This window comes from Neptunicella plasticusilytica (assembly GCF_047922965.1).
GTDB lineage: Bacteria > Pseudomonadota > Gammaproteobacteria > Enterobacterales > Alteromonadaceae > Neptunicella > Neptunicella plasticusilytica.
The window spans coordinates 3,798,547-3,816,837 of record NZ_CP150481.1; the positions used below are offsets into that span (position 1 = coordinate 3,798,547).

The following is an 18,291-nucleotide window of genomic DNA, read 5'->3' on the forward strand; positions in this document are numbered from 1 at the left end:
CATTTCTCAACAGTGGTGAATATGAAAGATAAACAGCCTCTAATAAAACGGCTTATTGGGAGAACACGGCCGGTGGTCAAAGAGTCAAGTTATATCCGCACAATCAAAAGCTTAATTAACAGGATCCATGATCTCAGTCCCGTCAGCGATTCTGTTTATGAGCAGGCAACAGGTTACTTTGAACAGGCAGCGATAGATCAGGAAAAGCGCAGCAGCCTGATGCTGGAAATAAAAGCTAGCGAGAAGAAACTGACGGAATCTGGTAGCCAAAGCGACAAGAAATTACTCAGTGAAAGGATCAAAGTCAGCCAGTCACAGTTAAAGGTGTTTAATAAAAAGCTGGACGAAGAGCGGCTGGTCAGGCATCGCCATTTAAAACAGATCTGTGTCGAGATTGTTGATCTGATCGAAGGCGACGATTTTGCCGACAATAATGACAAAACGGCGCGTATGCTCGGTACCATGCTGATGATCACACCCGAAAGTGGTCGCAAAGTCCCGCAGCTTAATATGTTTTCCAAACATATGTACAAAGCAGCGTTATCTGTGCGGTTGCTGGATAGACTTGTCTTTACCCAAAATATTATCGATCCCCATGTCACCCGATTCGCAGTGAAGGATAGCGAGCAAAGTGCCATCGAACCGGAAGATTTGACCAGCCAGGAATCCTTTCGCCAGAATGTCAAAATTCCGCTGATTATGGCAGCGTTGATTCAGGATATCGGACGTATGCATCCCGATGCACAAAAGCTGCTTAAAGGTGAAGACGGACAGGCAGATGAATTTCGGGTACTGGAACGGGATGATCGCAACAAGCTGCTTAAAATTACCTTTCAGCAGGCACTAAGTTACTTTAAAAACGGTATAGGCACGGATAAATACACTGGCAATTCGTTAACCGAACGCGAGGAGTTTAACAAACTGGAAAAAGCCAAACTGGAGTTTGGCTTAAAGCTGCTTAAAAGCTCGCTAAAACCACAAAACGGTATCGGCAACATTCTTAAAATTCCTCAGGTCTATGCGTCAGTGGTGATGTCGACTAAAACCAACCAACCCATTGCGGTAATGCCCAAAGTCGGCCAAATGCTGCGTAAAGGTGCCGAACAGGGCATGTTCAGCCCGACTGTTACCGAGGCATTGCTACAAGTCACAGGTATATTTCCCCAAGGCTATGGCATTGCGTTTATTCCCAAAGATTCGGACAAGCGCGATATCGACAAATATGAATATGCCATTGTTACCCGTTTATACCCGGCCAATCCTGACGAGCCGATTTCGCGCTGCGTAACCCGGAATTTGTCCTACAATTCCAATTGCCCGGACTATGTGATCAGTAAATCCAATAATCTGTATTTTGAACCGGCACGTAAAGCCTTTGAAAAGGTCAGTCCGGAACGGTTATTGGAGATACTTAGCAAGCTGGTATCCAATTTTGAAGAGCGCAAAAATCAGGATCTGGTGCCACGCTGCTGGCATCCGTATGAATATTTCTCCGATGCCAAACATCAGAATTTGTGGAACAAGATGTCACAGTTTCGCAACTAACCTATAGCACGGGTTAAAAGTCTGCAACGGGATAAGTCAAAGCGCTTGTTTCACCTATTGTCGTGATTATTTCAACGTTAGCTTAACCTCAGCCCTGGATAAGCAACGCCCTACAGCACAGCCATATTTGCCCAGCGATGCATTGTTCGCAAAGGGTTTCGAATAACTGAACCACTTGGCGAACGCCTTTATCTGAACAAATCTTCCTGCACTGTACCTTTATCTTCTCTCGAACAATAGTTGAAATTACTATAACCCTTTAAAACATAAGACGTATTTCAAATAAAAACGACATTTCTTATCCAGAGTCCAGGTTATATAACCTCAACTCGGGGTAAGTCGCGCCTGCCGATAACGCTATTTTTGTGCCTAGCTATGTTGGATTTTCCGTGATGGTGAATTAATTTCAAAAGATCAATTGCGAATAGATCTCATTTGCATATAATATTGATTATCATTTATCTTAATCACTAACTTTTACCAACGGGATCGATAATGCAATTACAAAAAATTCTGCTTTGTGCTGTAACAATATTCACAGTCATCAGCAGTAGAACTTCTTACGCCCACACTCCATACCTTTATCCTTCCAGTTTTGAGGTTTCAAAAAAAGGTATCGTCAGTCTGGATGCCTCCTTTGCAGAAAAGTTCTTTGTGCCGGAAGTGGCCTTTAACGACAGTATTTTTCACATCGTTACGCCACAAAGTCACAGCATTACGCCTGATACCATTATGAAGTTAAATCTGCGTACTGCCGTTGAACATAAAATCTCGGATGACGGTACCTACCGTTTTAGTACCGGCAGACGCCTTGGCCGAGTATTCAAGATCTATGAAATTGATGGCGAAAGGAAATCGCTGGAAAATCCACAAGATCCGGTTCCTGCAGGAGGTAAGCTGTTGTCGTTTTTCCAGTCTGACACAATGGCCGAAACTTATGTCACTAAAGGTGCGCCAGATAAAGGGGCATTAGTTGCCTATAACCAAGGATTGGAGTTTGTCGCCCTAACTCATCCGAACGATTTATTTGTGGGTGAATCAATTAAATTACGCAGCCAATTTGAGGGTGATCCTTTAGCTCGTCTAAAAATCGATATCTTTCTTGCCAATAATCAGTTTAGTGATGAAAAGCCGTTGTTAACTACCGAAAGTGACAGTAAAGGAGAGTTCAGTTTTACCCCAAAACAAGCGGGTAACTATCTGTTGAGAGCAAGGCATCGCAGCAAGGCTCCGGCAGGCTCGGATGCACCGGAGATCAGCAACACCTATACCCTTGTTTTAGAAGCCGCAGAATAATAGGCCATCATATGAATACTCAACTTTTTATCCCGGTTTTTAGCACGCTGTTATTAACCATTTCATCCGGCACCCTCGCCGCATCGCACAATAAATTGGTTTACCTTAATCAGTATGATTTGGATAACAATGGTGAGTTAGCACTCACTGAATTTGACCAAGCCAGAAAACAGCGTTTTGACCTTACTGATGAGGATCACAACGGTCTGGTGGACGAAAATGAATATGTATTTGAATACCAGAACAGGATGGACAAGCAACTCGCTGAAGACCGTTTGAATCAGGTCAAACAGACTGTCGTGCGTTTTAAATCCCTCGATAAAAATGACAATGGCCGCGTTGAATGGTCAGAGTATCAAGCGTCTGGCGAACGCAGCTTTACTCATTATGACGGCAATCAGGACAACGTGATCAACAAGGACGAGCCACCCAAATCCCGCCCCAACGCCCAAAAACCAAATGAAGAGCTGCAAACAGCTCAGCAGATAGAGGATGAAAAGCAACTGGCTTTACAACGAGCTAAACGATTGTTGCGCATGCCCTCTACCCACAGCAGCAACGGTTTTTTCAGTAAATATGATAGCGATCAAGACGGCATTATCAGCAGAGCCGAGTTTGACCAACGCCGTCGTAACGACTTTGACCTTACCGATGAAGATAAAAATGGCTGGTTAAGTCAGCAGGAATACTTGTTTGAATATGAAAACCGACTGGATCAACAGATTGCCCGCACCCGCAAAGGTGCCATCAAACAAACCTATGTGCGTTTTAATATTCTGGACAAGGATAAAAATGGCGGTATGACCTTTGCAGAGTATCAGTTATCTGGTCATCGCAGTTTTAACCGTTGGGATACCAATCAGGATGGCGTAGTCAGCATGCTTGACCCCGAGCCAGAACAACGTCGGTACGCAAAAGACGACAAAGCCAACAACACCGGTAAGTAGCAAGTCCTGATGAAAATACCAAAAAACATAAGCCTAGTGCTACTGCTCGGTATCGCTGCAGCCTCCATGAGCGCAGTGGCTGACCAGCCCGGATATACCGCACATTATGACAATGTATTAGGCACCTCGCTAGATGTGCGAATCATTGGAGTAAGTGATGACAAGGCAGAGCAGGCACTAGACAAAACCTTGCACGAAATAAAACGCCTTGAAAACATTCTGTCCACCTGGCAATCCGACAGCCAAATTAGCCAGTTGAATCATTCAAAACAGGCACAGGGACTGGCCGAAGAATTGATCCAGGTAGTTAGTTTATGTGAACAATGGCGTGAATCGTCACAGCATGCTTTTAGCTGTCGCATGGGCAATCTCGAACAACTATGGCAACAGGCTGAGCAGCTGCAACAGGTGCCGGATAGAGTGGCAGTGAGGTATCAGGCTCGCGATATTGATCGGCAGACCTTAAAGGTCGACACCGAGCTTCAAGGTATTGATCTTGGCGAACATATTGCACTTGCTCCGTCGGGATTAGCTAAGGGTTATATTATCGATAAGGCCAGTGATTATTTACGTCAATTATTACCCGAAATGCAGGGACTAAAATTGGATATCGGCGGAGACGCCTATTACTGGGGCCACTCAGCCGCCAGTTCTAGCTGGAATGTGGCCATTGCCACCCCCAATAGGCTCAATGACGACAATAGCGGACAAATAAATAGTATGTCAGTACAACTGGCCTCTAAAGCTATTGCATCCAGTGGTCATAATAGCCGTTTTTTCGAGATCCAACGTCGCCGTTTTAGCCATATTCTGACACCGAAAGATGGCTGGCCGATGGATAATGCCCCTTCGGCAGTTGTGATAGCCAACGATGCCACGACTGCCGATGCCGTCGCAACCGCATTAAGCACGCAACCTGCGATGCAGGGGCTTGACTGGGTGAATTCCCTCGACGGTGTGGAAGCCTTGATTATGTTGGCTGATGGCACCAATATCAGCTCCGATCACTGGGTGCAATACCTTTCGCTTGATAATCAGCAAACTGCATCGACTCAACTGCCAACCTTGCGTATTGACTATCAGATCCCGGATATCAAAACGCTGGAATATCATAAACCCTATATGGCGTTATGGATTACCGACAATCACAACAAGCCGATCAAAAACCTGCTAGTGCTGGGCGAAAACAGTCGCTGGGCACGTGAAAATAGCCGTTGGTGGCGAAAAGTGGGCCGCAGAAATCCGGACTTGCTGGATGGGCTCGCCCGTCCTACTCGACGTCCGGGTAAGTACAACCTGCTCTGGAATGGCCTGGATGATGCGGGATATCCGTTAAGCGGATCTGAGTACCAATTACATATTGAAGCCGCCAGAGAAGAAGGCGGACACGACTACCAAAGCATTAACTTTAATCTGGACAATGCCACTCTGGATCTGAACTTGCCCGCTCAGGGCGAAATAGGTGCAGTAGCATTACATTTGATCAGGTAACCAACAGAACTGCCCCCCCCAACCCATTATTCTCAATCTGTAACTTATTGAATATAGAGGGGTATCGTTCAAATAAACCAATTAAATACGAATCATTTGCATTTATATTAATAACTAAGGACACAATAATGACAGTTTCACCTTCCATTCTTGCGCTTTCCATCGCAGCACTGCTCAGCCCCTCAATTCAGGCTCAGGATACGCTGCCTGTCGCGGTTGCCAAGGCAGAAAAACAAGTCACACTAGAAAATAAGCAAAGCCTAACAGCAGAGCAGGTTGATGAGCAAATGATCACCGACATCAACGATACCGCGCGTTATATCCCCGGAGTTGAGGTGAATAACACCGGCAACCGTTTTGCTGATAACGGCTTTAATATTCGTGGTATGGAAGGTGACGCGGTGGCCATTACTGTTGATGGCCTGTCTCAGGGTGAAAGCCTGAATCCGTTAACCTATAGCCGCTACGGTATGTATAGTTCAACCCGCAATGCAGTGGAAATTGAAAGCGTCAAAACCGTTGAAATCGTCAAAGGTGCCAATTCGGTATTGGCCGGCAGCGGAGCGTTAGGCGGTGCCGTTATGTACACCACCAAAGATGCCAGCGATTTCCTGCCTGCTGTAGGTGACGGCTTCGGCGGTAAATTTAAAATTGGCTATGATGGTCGCAATCAGGAAACCGCAACCACCCTATCACTCGCTAATCGCAGCGGAAATTTTGAAACATTAGCCATTTATACCCTGCGCGATGGCAATGAAACGCAAGCCCATGACGATGGTGCAGATATAGTGGGTGCCGAACGTGGGCAGGCCGACCCCTTTGACAGCGATAAAGCCAATTTATTGCTAAAACTGGCTTACCAGTTTGCTCCCCAACACAGGCTGGAACTGGTTTATGAAGATATGGACAATGAAAGCACCGGCACCCCGCTTTCGCGTGATTCCGCCACCTACTACGATTTTCATACCGATGACGAATCAAACCGGGAGCGCGTCGGACTGAACTACACCTGGCAGGCCAACAATAAGGTCTTTGACGAGCTGGAGTTAAAACTGAACCGTCAGGAAATCTATACCTCCGGAGTGACCGCATTTTCATACGCTTCGGGTGGCTCGGCTTATTTAAGAATGGAAGATCGTCACTTTAACCAGAAGCTGGTTAACGTTACGGCGGATTTTACCAAATACGTTAAAGACGGCGATATCAGCCATGATCTGGCCTACGGATTAATCTCACAAACGGGAGAGGTTGAAAATCATCTACAGGACATTCGCTATAACGGACTGGACAAAGACAGTGGCCTGCGTGAGGGCTATCCCGAAATCGATCCTTCCTGGGTACCGAAAACCGACAATGATAACTGGACTGTCTATTTCCGTGATTTGATTCAACTGAATGAGCAGTTCACCGTTGTAGTCGGTTTACGTTACGACAATACCCGTTATTCCCCGGAAACCGACGATAGTTTTGAAGACTCCGCCAACACGGTGCAAGATGCCGAATTTTCAGCCGTCACCGGCCAGCTCAGCGCCAGTTATGAATTTGCTACCGGCCATAGCCTGATTGCCAGCGTTGGCACCGGTTTTAAGGCTCCTACCACCCAACAACTTTATCTGAACACCAACCTGAACAGCCAGTTTAGCGAAAGCGTTAGAGTGGTTGATCCGGATACTGGCGGCGTAACGTACGTGCCCACCGGCCGTACCGAAAGCGATCTGGACACCGTCACCAATCCGGATCTGGAAGCCGAGGAAGGCGTAAACTATGAACTGGCCTATCAATGGGTTGGAAAGGAGGCACAGTTAAAAATATCCGCATTTCGTTCTGACTATAAAAATATGATCCTCAATATCAATCATACCAATACGTTTGATACCCCAATCACCAGCGCAACCGTCAATTTCCGTGATCCCGCCTGTCAGGTTACCGCCCTCCCCGATTCATGCTGGACCGTCACTGAAGTCAGCGGCGACGATTATACTGTGCCAACCAATAGCGGCAAAATTCAGGTAACCGGATTCGAAATTGAGGGTGACTGGCATTTAACCCAACAACTGACCGCCACATTGGCTTATTCGCACAGCGAAGGTGAATACCGCAATTCACCGGATCTGGCCGACAATTATGTGGAAAGCTCCTATCAAAAGGGCGATCCGCTGGAAAGTATCTCACCCGATAGCACTGTTATCGGTTTGAATTTCCACTCAGTTGACCAGACATGGGGTGCATCGGCAATGGCCCGTTTTATCGAAGGCAAAGAGGAAAAGCCAAGCTTTAGTGCAACCTATTACAGCAATTCCGCCAGCATTGTCGATTTGACAGCCTGGTATGACGTAACGGATTCACTAACTCTCAGGGCCAGCATTACTAACCTGTTTGATGAAAAGTATCTTCTATGGCAACGGGTGCGCAATGTTCGCGAAGGTAGCGGCGGCTTTTTTGGTGGCGTTGCCGGTGACGGAATCGACAGATATTCTGAACCCGGCAGACAGTTTGCTGCCAACCTGTCTTATTCGTTTTAATTGAATAACAACGCCGGATCGATCAGATCCGGCTTATTTTCACTGACCTCCGTCAACTTTGTCAGTATTAGTTCAAGACAGGTAAAGATTGAGTAAAAAGCGGCTAAACAGTCCGTCCATCTCGAACCAAATACCTAAACTCACATCCTATTTCTCAAATTAACTCACTCCAGGATGTGTGAAATATGACAAGTCAACACAACAGTCGCCGTAAATTAGTCAAGACCTTAGGTGCAGGTATTATTATCAGTCCGTTATTCGGCCTGATAGGGTGCGGAGGTTCCGGCACTGAATCCGCAACTAACAGCAATAGCAGCACCGATAACAGCAGTGACAATACAGCTGTCACTGGTAACAGTACCACCTGGGCCAGTGGTGGCACCGCGGCTATGACCGAAAACTTTCCGGATGACAGCCTGTTTACCACAGCAACAGCCTGCACGGTGGCATTAACCGGAACCCAAACCGAAGGGCCCTGCTATTTTGCCGTCGATGGTGAGGATGATATTTCCGAAGGGCAAACCGGTTTACCGATGATGCTGTGCTTGCGCTTGATTGACAGTCAATGCAATCCGCTGGCCGGACTGGAAATTGAAGTCTGGCACTGTGACGTGGAAGGCATCTATTCCGGCGATACCAGCGATAGCCGTGACAGTGACCGTTTCTCCAGCGGGTTCTGTACCGGCAACGATAACGAGGCGTTACAGGCTAAATGGTTCCGCGGAACCCAAATCACCGACAACAATGGCCGGGTCAACTTCAAGTCCTGTTTTCCCGGATGGTACTCAAGCCGCAGTATTCATATTCATTTTCGGATCCGCAACAATAACAATGATCAGTTAATTTCGCAGTTTTGTTTTACTGACGCCTTCTGCGATGAAATTTGTACCACGCATCCCGACTATTTGAACAGGGGAACCCAGGATACCCCATTGAGCCGGGACACGGTATTTGGTAACGACTATGCAGAATATCAATTTGATACTCAACAAAATGCCGATGGATCACTGTTAGCCTGGAAAACCATCCAGATAAGCTAAGCAGAACTCGAGTTAAGCTCAAACAGGTGGATTATCACAATAATCCTTTTTCCATTGCCAATAATACTGCCCGGGTGCGATCACGCACCCCCAGTTTTGCCAAAATATTGGACACATGATTTTTGATAGTGCCTTCGGATTTAAATAGCACCTGAGAAATTTCCTTGTTAGAACAACCGCTCGCCATCAACCCCAGCACTTGCTGTTCGCGCGCCGTCAATGATTCGGTTGCCGTCAATTCTGTGGCGGAGTTGCTTTGCAGATTGGTTAACAGGGTCTCGGTTAATGCTGGCTGATGAAGTGACTGCCCATTATTCACCTGAACTATGGCATCGACCAATCTGTCCAGAGAGACATCTTTGAGCAGATAGCCTTTCGCTCCAGCCTGTAATCCGTCGATAATATATTGATGATCATCAAAGGTCGTCAAAATTAGAGTCGGCACAGCAATCTGCTGTTGTCGCATCTGTTTTAATACTGCAATGCCATCCATTTTGGGCATTGAAATATCCAGTAAGACCACATCGGGCCGACAGGTAGCAATCGCATCTATCACCTGTGTTCCATCACTGGCTTCCCCGACCACTTCCAGCTGCTCTGACAGTTTTAACAGGCTTTTGAGTCCCTCCCTGAGTAACTGTTGATCATCAACCAGCAACAATTTGATTGTCATACTGACAAGACTCCGGAGCTGAGGGGAATACGAATATCCAGATGAAGACAATGATCGATAATCGCTATATTCAACTTGGCCGAAAATGCATTTAACCGTTCTTGCATGCCTTTAAGACCATTGCCGAACGTAATTTTATCCTGATGGATAGCATGACCATTATCACTGACCATCAGCTGATAATGGTCAGCGTTGCGGCTCATCGCCAGATTAAACCGGGTCGCATTAGTATGTTTTAGGCAGTTGGTCAGTGCTTCCTGTATGCAAAACAGAATCGAATTGGCCAGCTCGATATCTTCCAGCTCAATATCCGCATCAATATCCAGATGAAAACGCAGGCGTGGTACATGTTCCAGTAATAATTCCAAGCCAGTAGCAAAATCCAGCTGACGACTTTCCCGCAAGGTAGACACAGCGTCACGCACATCACTCAACAGCAGTTTGGCCAGCTTATGGCACTCATCAACCTGTTGCCTGGCCTCGCCTTCGCAATGATGTGATGATACCTGCAGTTTGATAATAAGTGCGGTCAAATGGTGCCCGACCAGATCGTGCAGATCTCGCGCAATACGGGTACGCTCACTCTGTTTGCCTGCTTGGGTTAATAAATGCTGGGTCGCCAATAGCTGCTGGTTAAGACGTTGTGTTTGCTCGGCATTTTCCATTGCACGTCGGGCCTGAAAAGTCATTAATATCGCAAATAAATGAAAGGTGCCATATAACAACGCGGTAATCCAAAGTGGCCCGGTTTGCCAGCGCCAGACATAAAAACTGAAAAACACCGTTATTGCCACCAGCATCACACCCAAGGACTTCAGTACCGACATATAAAAGGGCAGTACCGATACCCAGATAATCAATAATATGGTCAGAAACAGTAACGGAACCAATGACACCAGCCCAAATATGACGGCTACCATTAGTATCAACGCAACAATTTGTGCCGGTCTCCAGACCCAGCGACCGGGTCCACGAGTCGCATAAAGAAAACTCGCCAGATAAACCATAAAGCCAGCGATGAGTAAAACAGTGACAACGGCTGTGCTGCTTTGTTTGACTTGCTGTAATGCAACGGCCGCGACCAGCAGTATGGTAATAACAGCCACCAGATCTTCTATCTGAAAAGGTAAAGATGAATAAGGGATACGGCGTGATTTTTTCATGGGGTTATTATGCCAGTTATGCCAAGCTCGGGAATAGGCCAAAAGTCATGAATAATGGACAAATTATTCCATGCCGGTTATCCGGCGCTATCGGGATACCCGCGATTGTCTGGTTCAACCGGAAATACCGAAAATGTTATGGGGTGGACAAATAGTGTCATTCCCACTGGCAGACAAATGATGTTAGTCTGCCAGTTATCCCGGTTGATCAGACCTTTGGCTTGCAGAGAGGCAGTGTGAACCTACTAGACAATAAAAGAACCCAATTGCTTGCTGCCCTGGACAAAATTAAGACCAGTTTCTGGTTTATACCCAGCTTGTTGGTGGTATCTGCGTTAGTCGCGGCGGTATTGTTTATCTGTATTGATCGTTTCAGCGGGCTCAATCAGCTCGACGCACTGCATCAGGTTTACCAAATCAAGCCTGATGCAGCCAGAGAGCTGTTAACTACCATCGCGGCCTCGATGATGACAGTGGTCAGTATTGCGTTTTCTATCACTATTGTGGCCCTGACACTGGCGTCATCACAATTCGGCCCACGTCTGATCCGCAACTTTATGAATGACAGCGGCACCCAGATTGTGTTGGGTCTGTTTATCGCCAATTTTGTTTATTGCCTGTCCATTGTGCGGGCAATTGATGCCTTTGCCGACGCTGACTATGTTCCCGGCCTGTCTATTGTGTGGTGTTTGTTTATCACCTTGGTCAGTGTGTTTTTTCTTATCTTTTTCATCCATCACGTCGCTCACTCTATTCAGGCCGATAATGTAATTGATGATGTATACCAAGAGCTTGAACAGAGTGTCGAGAGCCTGTTTCCGTCCTCTCATTCATCCTCTGAGTTACACAATACCGCCATTGATGACGACTATGGCACTCAGCATTTCTCTCACCACAGCGAAATAATCAGTGAAACAAGCGGTTATTTGCAGGCTATCGATTTTAAGGCACTGATTAAACTGATGTGTGAACACGATGCTGTTGCCCAGATTAAGATCAAGGCAGGTGACTTTGTAGTCAAAGATATGCCGATGATTACTTTGCACCACCATGAACCTGTTGACAATGCGTTAACTGCCCAGTTGCGTAACTGCCTGACGTTAGGCTCCAAGCGTTCACCTATTCAAGATCCCGAATTTGCGGTCCATCAATTAGTAGAGATTGCCCTAAGAGCACTGTCACCCGGCATCAATGATCCGTATTCAGCCCTCACTTGTGTGGACAAACTCACTGCCACTTTATGCCTGCTCACGAGTAAAACCTTTCCGCAAGGCGGCTATCTGGATCAACAAGGCACCCTGCGTTTACAGTATAAATCCGTCACTTTTAGCGGCATAGGTAACGCCGCGTTTGATCAAATTCGCCAGTACTCGCAAACTTGTCTGGCCATTTCGATTCGCCAGCTGGAATCGCTGGACAAAATTGTTCGTCAGGCTAAACATGCTGAACATCTAGATTTTGTAAAAAGACAGGCTACGATGATTAAACAGGGTCTTGAGCAACAGCAAATTACTGATACCGACTGTCAGGATTATCGACAGCGTCTGGATCATATCTATCAACAATTACCAAATTAGCTATTATCCCGACGGCTGGCTCTGTTATCCCGATCTGAGGTTGATTATTTCTTGAGTACAAATAATTACTTGCAATATACTTGATTGATCAACTATATTGCAAGCAACTATCTGTTAATCGAGAAATTCCATGTCAACTTTAAGCCCCTCAATGCAACTGGTGATGGTACTGTGCAAAACTCACAGCGACTTGCTCAAACCCATAGAGTCCAGTTTAAGTACTCACGGCATTAACTACACCGAGTTAATGGTGATGTACCGACTTAGCCAGTCTCCCAACCTGACCCTGCGCAGAATAGAGCTGGCCAACGCGGTCAACCTCAGCGCGTCGGGGGTCACCCGATTGCTATTGCCAATGGAAAAAATCAAGCTGGTAGAGAAGCAGGCCAATAGCCGTGATGCGCGCGTCAGCCTGGTTAAACTGACGAGCACTGGCCAACAGGTTTTGGCAGACGCACTGGAAAGTTTTAAACAAAGTGCGGCATGGGCCACCCAGTCGCTCGATGCACAACAGCTGCAACAATGTTTGCAATTACTTACTTCATTACAACCGCAAAGGACATAATGCGGATGAAAGATTTAACCCAAGGTTCGATCCCCAGACATCTGATTAATATGGCAATTCCTATCGCTATTGGCCTGTTTGTGCAGACGTTGTATTTTTTGGTCGATTTGTATTTTGTCGGGCAACTTGGTGACACAGCGCTGGCTGGCGTTAGTGCCGCCGGCAATGCCAATCTGATTATCATTGCCCTGACCCAAATATTAAACGTGGGCACCGCGACTCTGGTATCCCATGCTGTGGGAAGGAAGGATAAAAAAGACGCTAACCTTATTTTTAATCAATCGATTTTACTCGCCAGTGGCTTAGCGATCTTGACCCTGATTGTGGGCTACGGCTGTGGCCAATACTACATGCAAACCTTATCCAACGACGCGCAAATCGTCGAGGCAGGCACCACTTATTTATACTGGTTTTTACCTAATATGGCGCTGCAGTTTTCCATTGTGGCCATGGCTGCCGCGTTGCGTGGTACCGGTATTGTCAAACCGGTGATGCTGGTCCAGATGTTATCTGTGCTGATTAATATCCTGCTGGCGCCAGTACTGATTGCAGGCTGGGGGACCGGTTATCCGCTAGGAGTGGCCGGAGCCGGCATGGCCAGTTCTATTGCGGTGGTTATTGGTGTGATCATTTTGCTGTGGTACTTTTTCCGTCTGGAACATTACGTCTCGGTTAACTTGTCATTGTGGCGACCGGACTGGGCAAGCTGGAAAAGATTACTGTCAATCGGCTTTCCAGCCGGTGCCGAGTTTTTCCTGATGTTTTTATATATGGCGGTGATTTACTGGACTATTCAGCAGTTCGGCGCCAGTGCCCAGGCCGGATTTGGACTAGGCTCCAGAGTCATGCAGGCATTATTCCTGCCGGCAATGGCATTAGCTTTTTCGGCGCCGGCCGTTGCCGGACAAAACTTTGGCGCCCGCCTCCCTAACCGAGTTGAACAAACCTTTAAATGGACAGCCTTACTCAGTTGTCTGGTGATGGCTATACTGACAGCCATTTGTCTGTGGCAGGCACCGGCATTGATATCGAGTTTCTCGGATGACATTGCTGTTCTGACTATTGCATCGGGCTTCCTGAGTCTGATCTGCTGGAACTTTATCCCCACCGGGTTAATTTTTACCTGCTCGGGTATGTTTCAGGGGCTGGGCAACACCTGGCCTGCACTTTTAAGCAGTGCAACCCGGTTATTGTCCTTCGCATTACCGGCTATCTGGTTATCCGGTCAAGGCGACTTCTATATTGAACAAATCTGGTATTTGTCCATTGCCACCGTGACAATGCAAAGTTTGTTGAGCCTTTACCTGCTCAGGGGCCAAATGTATCGACGACTGCAATTTGACTAGCGTTACACCATGCCTCACCGGTCCGGCTATCATCTGATATTCGGACCGGTTAAAAATCGTTCATATTACCGTCATCACAACGACATATAATCTCTGCAATCTTATTCCCCTAATGGTCAACATATAGGGGAAAAATAATGGGATTAAGTATCTGGCAAATTGTTTTGGTCGTAATGCTATTTTTACTGTTATTTGGTCGCGGAAAAATACCGGCGTTGATGACGGATCTGGCTGAAGGCATCAAAGGTTTCAAGAAAGGTATCAATGATGTCGATGAGCCACAGCAACAATCCCCACAACCTTCGATTGAGAAAAAAGGCGACAAGGAATCTCCCGAGCACAGCACGTCATAATTCCCTATTGATGAAAACCTGTCCCTCAACCGGAGTCAACGATGTTTGATTTAAGCTGGATAGAACTGGTGTTTTGTGCGGTGCTGGCACTAATCGTTATTGGTCCCAAAGATCTTCCCAAACTGTTCAAAGCTGCCGGCCAGTTGATGGCCAAAGCTCGCAAGATGTATAAGGATATACTCGGCAGCATGCAGCAACTGGAACGCGAAGTGAATATCGCTTCGGGTCAAAACAGTAAAGATGATCAGTGGCGCGAATTGCTACCGGAAGAAGTACGTAATTTGCCCGCCGATTTCTTACCCGGCAGTATGAGCGCAGAACAGCATCAACAACGCCATCAGGCCATTGATCTAGCCCGCCAGCAGGCTACCTTGGCTGCTCAGCATCAAGCCCCAACGTCGTCCACGGATAAGAGTCAGTTATAATGGAAGATGAGCTGAATTTATCCAGGGCGCCGCTACTTAAACATTTGCTCGAACTGCGCAGCCGACTGCTCTATTGTCTCAGCTTTTTTGCTATCATGTTTGGTCTATCCTATTTGTTTGCCACTGACATTTACCACTTTTTGCAACAGCCGTTATTGCAGATATTTGGGCCGGATAGTGGTAGAAGGATGATCTATACCGGTTTACACGAAGCCTTTTTTACCTATCTTAAACTGGCATTTTTCAGCGCGCTATTTTTTACCTTGCCACTTATATTAATCCAGGTTTGGCGTTTCATCGCACCGGGACTTTATAAGCATGAACAACGTCGCTTATCGCCGTTATTTGTCCTCACCCCCATTCTGTTTGTTACCGGTTCAGCACTGGCGTTTTATGTGGTGATGCCACTCGCCTGGGAGTTTTTTATCAGCTTTGAGGCGCCGGGAGGGCAAGATGCCATCAGTGTTGAACTGGAGGCCAAGGTAAGTGAATACCTGGGACTGGTAATAAAACTGATTATCGCCTTTGGACTGAGTTTTGAGTTGCCAATACTACTGCTGGTCCTGGCCAAAGCGGGGTTGGTTACAGTGGAGAGTTTGCGCGAGTATCGACGCCATGCCATTGTGGCTATATTTTTGGTGGCGGCGGTGATGACGCCCCCCGATCTTATCTCGCAAATCGCCTTGGGGCTTCCCGTCGTTGCCCTGTACGAACTGTCTATTTTGCTGATCCTGTGGACCCAACACAATGCAACAACCCGGGACCCGGCGTCGACCAATAATTAACCACTTGTAAATATAAACGACATTTCTTATCCCGAGTTGGGGTTAATAAACCCCAGCTCGGGATAAGCCACGCCTCTCAATAACGCTCTTTTTGCACCTGGCAGCGTTGGGCTTTCTAGTCATAGCCCGCTATGACGTACGAAATCCCGCCTTGCCAAGCACAAAAATGTCGTCATTGAGTAAACTATTTATTCAGCAATGGTTGAGTGAATAATATAACTATCTGAATTATTTACCCTTTGTAAATATAAACGACATTTCTTATCCCGAGTTGGGGTTAATTAGCCTGAATTCAGCTTAAATATTTACTTGTCACCAAAATGTAAAGCCGTTGTCATTGAAGCTTTTCAAAACTGTCAGGCAAATTACTGACAACTGTCACACAGCCTTTTTACTCTGAGCATGCCGGGTCGTGGTCATTCATGTAGTTTGCGAATGGGCCCCAAAACACGCAAACAACTGAATAATAAGGAATCCAAATGACCAGTAATATCACTCTCCCTGATCAAGCCAATGCTCAGGATCCTCAACCTCTCGTTAATCGTCGTGATTTTATTAAAGGCGGCTCAATGGTAGCAGCAGGAAGTGCATTCGCAGCAATGTCGAACCGTGCCGCCGCGGCCAACTTGCCCTATAGCGACTCTTACGGTCCACTAATGCCGGTTGCCGACAAAGCCACAGGTTTAGAATTACTCGCTCTGCCTGAGGGATTTGAATACACCTCTTTCGGCTGGACAGGTTCAATGCAGGCCGATGGACAACCCACTCCTGGCGCGCATGATGGTATGGCGCCCGTCGCGTCCAAAGGCAGCGTTATTTGTCTGGTGCGCAATCATGAACAAAGCGGTGGAGGACATACCTCCGCTCCCCGTGGAGGGCGCGGTGTATATAACCCCGCCCAACGTGGTGGTACCAGCAATGTGTTATTCGACGTCGTGCAGGGAAAGTTTCTGTCCTCTTATAACAGCCTGGGCGGTACCATTCGAAACTGTTGTGGTGGTCTAACCCCATGGGGAAGCTGGATGTCTTGCGAAGAAACCTATCAAAATGCTCAGGGTTTCTATCACGGCTACATATTTGAAGTGCCCGGTTTTGGTATATCGGATGGCCAGCCTATTCGTGAAATGGGCCGATTCTCTCACGAAGCGGCGGCAGTCGATCCGGCCACAGGCTACGTATACGAGACAGAAGATACCGGCCAGTCGGGTTTTTACAAGTTTGTGCCTGACGGTGTCTGGGGTGATTTGAAATCAGGCGGAAGTTTGTACGCCATGGTACTGGACAACACAGCTCGCATTGATCTGCGTGGTGGTTTGGTGGAAGGGAGCGTCTGGGACGTAAGCTGGCAAGAAGTGCCCGATCCGGATGCCTTCAACCAGTCCTGTTTCGCTCAGGCATCAGACGCCGCCATTATTGAGCGGGGTGAAGGCTGCTGGTATGACGATGGTAAAATCTTTTTTGTTTCCACCTCAGGCGGTGCAGCTAACCTTGGTCAGATCTTCTGTTACGACCCGCGCAAAGAAACACTGACAATAGTGTTCGAGTCACAAAGCCGTGATCAGGTAGACGGCCCGGACAATATTGCCGTTAGTCCGCGTGGCAATATCCTGATGTGCGAAGACGGGGGCTCCAATCCCAAACGTTTGGTTGGCCTGACGCTGGATGGTAATACTTTCCATTTTGCTGAAAACCGCATCGCGCTTGATCAAGGTGATTTGGCCACCATCGATGCCATCTATCCCGGCACTCAAGCCAACTTCCTGACCAGTGTTGGTAATTCAACAGATGGTTCCAACCGCCGCAGTTTCAGCAGCAGTGAATGGGCTGGTGCCTGTTTCCACGATCGCTGGCTGTTCGTCAATATCCAGACACCCGGCGTGACTTTTGCTATCACCGGTCCATGGGAAAACGGCGCACTTTAATCTACGGCATTGCAAATAATCGGGAGCGCTGTTAGCTCCCTTCAATTTGATCATAAAGGAGCATAACAAATGAAAACGCTTATAAAATTGGCAGCTTTAACCCTATTGCTGACATTAAGCAGCCAGAGTCAGGCCGACTTGATGACCTTGTCTGGCGATGGTGACTACAACGGCTCGGTGCTCAGCGATAATGGCTGGGCCTCGAATAATTCAGGTGCAGGGGAAGTGGACTTTTGGACATTTTCACTGGCACAGGACATAAAAATGTCGGTGCTGGTTACATCCGATATCGTGTTCGGTGTCAGCCTGTACGCGGGGGAGATATTGACTGATCCTGAGTACAACTTTTCCAACTATGCCAGCTTCGACGGCTTATTTGGCGAAACATTGGACTATGTTGCCGGAAGCGATCCTTTTACACCGCTATCCGGTAACAGTCTATCTGATATTATGCTAACAGCAGGCACCTATACGCTGGCATTGGGCGGTAACGATCTGGGGTTCGATATGTTTGGTGAATACCAATATTTGCTGAATATATCCAGCCAGGCGGTTGCCGATGTGCCTGAGCCTGAAATGGCATTGTTGATGCTAGTAGGTGTGGCGGGTTTAATGCTACAACGTAAGCGGATTAGCTGACA

16 protein-coding genes are annotated in these 18,291 nt (G+C 47.2%); 14 read left to right on the forward strand and 2 right to left on the reverse strand.

Going from position 1 to position 18,291, the window contains the following annotated elements; genetic code table 11:
• Nucleotides 1-72: 72 nt before the first annotated feature.
• From V1467_RS17020 to V1467_RS17045, 6 genes are all read left to right on the forward strand, one after another.
• Nucleotides 73-1,545 (forward strand): hypothetical protein, encoded by a 1,473-nt coding sequence (locus V1467_RS17020; protein WP_416306168.1) that lies wholly within the window; start codon nt 73-75, stop codon nt 1,543-1,545.
• A 495-nt stretch (nt 1,546-2,040) separates the two neighbouring features.
• Nucleotides 2,041-2,841 (forward strand): DUF4198 domain-containing protein, encoded by an 801-nt coding sequence (locus tag V1467_RS17025; protein WP_416306169.1) that lies wholly within the window; start codon nt 2,041-2,043, stop codon nt 2,839-2,841.
• An 11-nt stretch (nt 2,842-2,852) separates the two neighbouring features.
• Complete coding sequence (locus V1467_RS17030) at nt 2,853-3,788, forward strand: hypothetical protein (protein ID WP_416306170.1); 936 nt, start codon at nt 2,853-2,855, stop codon at nt 3,786-3,788.
• 9 nt (nt 3,789-3,797) lie between these two features.
• The gene (locus V1467_RS17035; RefSeq protein WP_416306171.1) at nt 3,798-5,279 is read left to right on the forward strand and encodes a DUF2271 domain-containing protein; all 1,482 of its coding nucleotides are present in this window, start codon (nt 3,798-3,800) and stop codon (nt 5,277-5,279) included.
• A gap of 128 nt (nt 5,280-5,407) precedes the next feature.
• The gene (locus tag V1467_RS17040) at nt 5,408-7,801 is read left to right on the forward strand and encodes a TonB-dependent hemoglobin/transferrin/lactoferrin family receptor (protein ID WP_416306172.1); all 2,394 of its coding nucleotides are present in this window, start codon (nt 5,408-5,410) and stop codon (nt 7,799-7,801) included.
• A gap of 185 nt (nt 7,802-7,986) precedes the next feature.
• Nucleotides 7,987-8,841 carry an intradiol ring-cleavage dioxygenase gene (locus V1467_RS17045; protein WP_416306173.1) on the forward strand — a complete coding sequence of 285 codons (855 nt, stop codon included), beginning with the start codon at nt 7,987-7,989 and terminating at the stop codon, nt 8,839-8,841.
• A gap of 34 nt (nt 8,842-8,875) precedes the next feature.
• Here the strand turns inward: V1467_RS17045 and V1467_RS17050 are convergent, their stop codons facing one another.
• Together V1467_RS17050 and V1467_RS17055 are read right to left on the reverse strand one after the other, a co-directional pair.
• Complete coding sequence (locus V1467_RS17050) at nt 8,876-9,514, reverse strand: response regulator (protein WP_416306174.1); 639 nt, start codon at nt 9,512-9,514, stop codon at nt 8,876-8,878.
• A complete protein-coding gene (locus V1467_RS17055) occupies nt 9,511-10,677 on the reverse strand; it encodes a sensor histidine kinase (RefSeq protein ID WP_416306175.1) in 1,167 nt (388 codons plus the stop codon). The genes V1467_RS17050 and V1467_RS17055 overlap by 4 nt, the downstream gene beginning before the upstream one ends.
• 236 nt (nt 10,678-10,913) lie before the next feature.
• Here V1467_RS17055 and V1467_RS17060 point away from each other — a divergent pair, with 236 nt between their 5' ends.
• From V1467_RS17060 to V1467_RS17095, 8 genes are all read left to right on the forward strand, one after another.
• On the forward strand, nt 10,914-12,254 hold the full coding sequence (locus V1467_RS17060) for a DUF2254 domain-containing protein (RefSeq protein ID WP_416306176.1): 1,341 nt from the start codon (nt 10,914-10,916) through the stop codon (nt 12,252-12,254).
• A gap of 130 nt (nt 12,255-12,384) precedes the next feature.
• Complete coding sequence (locus V1467_RS17065; RefSeq protein WP_416306177.1) at nt 12,385-12,819, forward strand: MarR family winged helix-turn-helix transcriptional regulator; 435 nt, start codon at nt 12,385-12,387, stop codon at nt 12,817-12,819.
• Between the two features lie 5 nt (nt 12,820-12,824).
• Nucleotides 12,825-14,165 carry an MATE family efflux transporter gene (locus V1467_RS17070; RefSeq protein ID WP_416306178.1) on the forward strand — a complete coding sequence of 447 codons (1,341 nt, stop codon included), beginning with the start codon at nt 12,825-12,827 and terminating at the stop codon, nt 14,163-14,165.
• Nucleotides 14,166-14,302: 137 nt separating this feature from the next.
• A complete protein-coding gene (tatA, locus tag V1467_RS17075) occupies nt 14,303-14,518 on the forward strand; it encodes a twin-arginine translocase TatA/TatE family subunit (RefSeq protein ID WP_416306179.1) in 216 nt (71 codons plus the stop codon).
• A gap of 41 nt (nt 14,519-14,559) precedes the next feature.
• Nucleotides 14,560-14,943 carry a Sec-independent protein translocase subunit TatA/TatB gene (locus V1467_RS17080; protein WP_416306180.1) on the forward strand — a complete coding sequence of 128 codons (384 nt, stop codon included), beginning with the start codon at nt 14,560-14,562 and terminating at the stop codon, nt 14,941-14,943.
• Nucleotides 14,943-15,728 carry a twin-arginine translocase subunit TatC gene (tatC, locus tag V1467_RS17085; RefSeq protein ID WP_416306181.1) on the forward strand — a complete coding sequence of 262 codons (786 nt, stop codon included), beginning with the start codon at nt 14,943-14,945 and terminating at the stop codon, nt 15,726-15,728. Before V1467_RS17080 ends, tatC begins: the two co-directional genes overlap by 1 nt.
• 479 nt (nt 15,729-16,207) lie before the next feature.
• On the forward strand, nt 16,208-17,650 hold the full coding sequence (locus V1467_RS17090) for an alkaline phosphatase PhoX (protein ID WP_416306182.1): 1,443 nt from the start codon (nt 16,208-16,210) through the stop codon (nt 17,648-17,650).
• 69 nt (nt 17,651-17,719) lie between these two features.
• On the forward strand, nt 17,720-18,289 hold the full coding sequence (locus tag V1467_RS17095) for a hypothetical protein (protein ID WP_416306183.1): 570 nt from the start codon (nt 17,720-17,722) through the stop codon (nt 18,287-18,289).
• The last annotated feature ends 2 nt before the right edge of the window (nt 18,290-18,291 follow it).

What these genes read in the sequence shown, in the direction of transcription:
- V1467_RS17025 (WP_416306169.1), top strand. Translation starts at nt 2,041, where the DNA reads ATGCAATTACAAAAAATTCTGCTTTGTGCTGTAACAATATTCACAGTC.
- V1467_RS17050 (WP_416306174.1), bottom strand. Translation starts at nt 9,514, where the DNA reads ATGACAATCAAATTGTTGCTGGTTGATGATCAACAGTTACTCAGGGAG.
- V1467_RS17065 (WP_416306177.1), top strand. Translation starts at nt 12,385, where the DNA reads ATGTCAACTTTAAGCCCCTCAATGCAACTGGTGATGGTACTGTGCAAA.
- V1467_RS17090 (WP_416306182.1), top strand. Translation starts at nt 16,208, where the DNA reads ATGACCAGTAATATCACTCTCCCTGATCAAGCCAATGCTCAGGATCCT.
- V1467_RS17055 (WP_416306175.1), bottom strand. Translation starts at nt 10,677, where the DNA reads ATGAAAAAATCACGCCGTATCCCTTATTCATCTTTACCTTTTCAGATA.
- V1467_RS17070 (WP_416306178.1), top strand. Translation starts at nt 12,825, where the DNA reads ATGAAAGATTTAACCCAAGGTTCGATCCCCAGACATCTGATTAATATG.
- V1467_RS17045 (WP_416306173.1), top strand. Translation starts at nt 7,987, where the DNA reads ATGACAAGTCAACACAACAGTCGCCGTAAATTAGTCAAGACCTTAGGT.
- V1467_RS17035 (WP_416306171.1), top strand. Translation starts at nt 3,798, where the DNA reads ATGAAAATACCAAAAAACATAAGCCTAGTGCTACTGCTCGGTATCGCT.
- V1467_RS17095 (WP_416306183.1), top strand. Translation starts at nt 17,720, where the DNA reads ATGAAAACGCTTATAAAATTGGCAGCTTTAACCCTATTGCTGACATTA.
- tatC (WP_416306181.1), top strand. Translation starts at nt 14,943, where the DNA reads ATGGAAGATGAGCTGAATTTATCCAGGGCGCCGCTACTTAAACATTTG.
- V1467_RS17030 (WP_416306170.1), top strand. Translation starts at nt 2,853, where the DNA reads ATGAATACTCAACTTTTTATCCCGGTTTTTAGCACGCTGTTATTAACC.
- V1467_RS17080 (WP_416306180.1), top strand. Translation starts at nt 14,560, where the DNA reads ATGTTTGATTTAAGCTGGATAGAACTGGTGTTTTGTGCGGTGCTGGCA.
- tatA (WP_416306179.1), top strand. Translation starts at nt 14,303, where the DNA reads ATGGGATTAAGTATCTGGCAAATTGTTTTGGTCGTAATGCTATTTTTA.
- V1467_RS17040 (WP_416306172.1), top strand. Translation starts at nt 5,408, where the DNA reads ATGACAGTTTCACCTTCCATTCTTGCGCTTTCCATCGCAGCACTGCTC.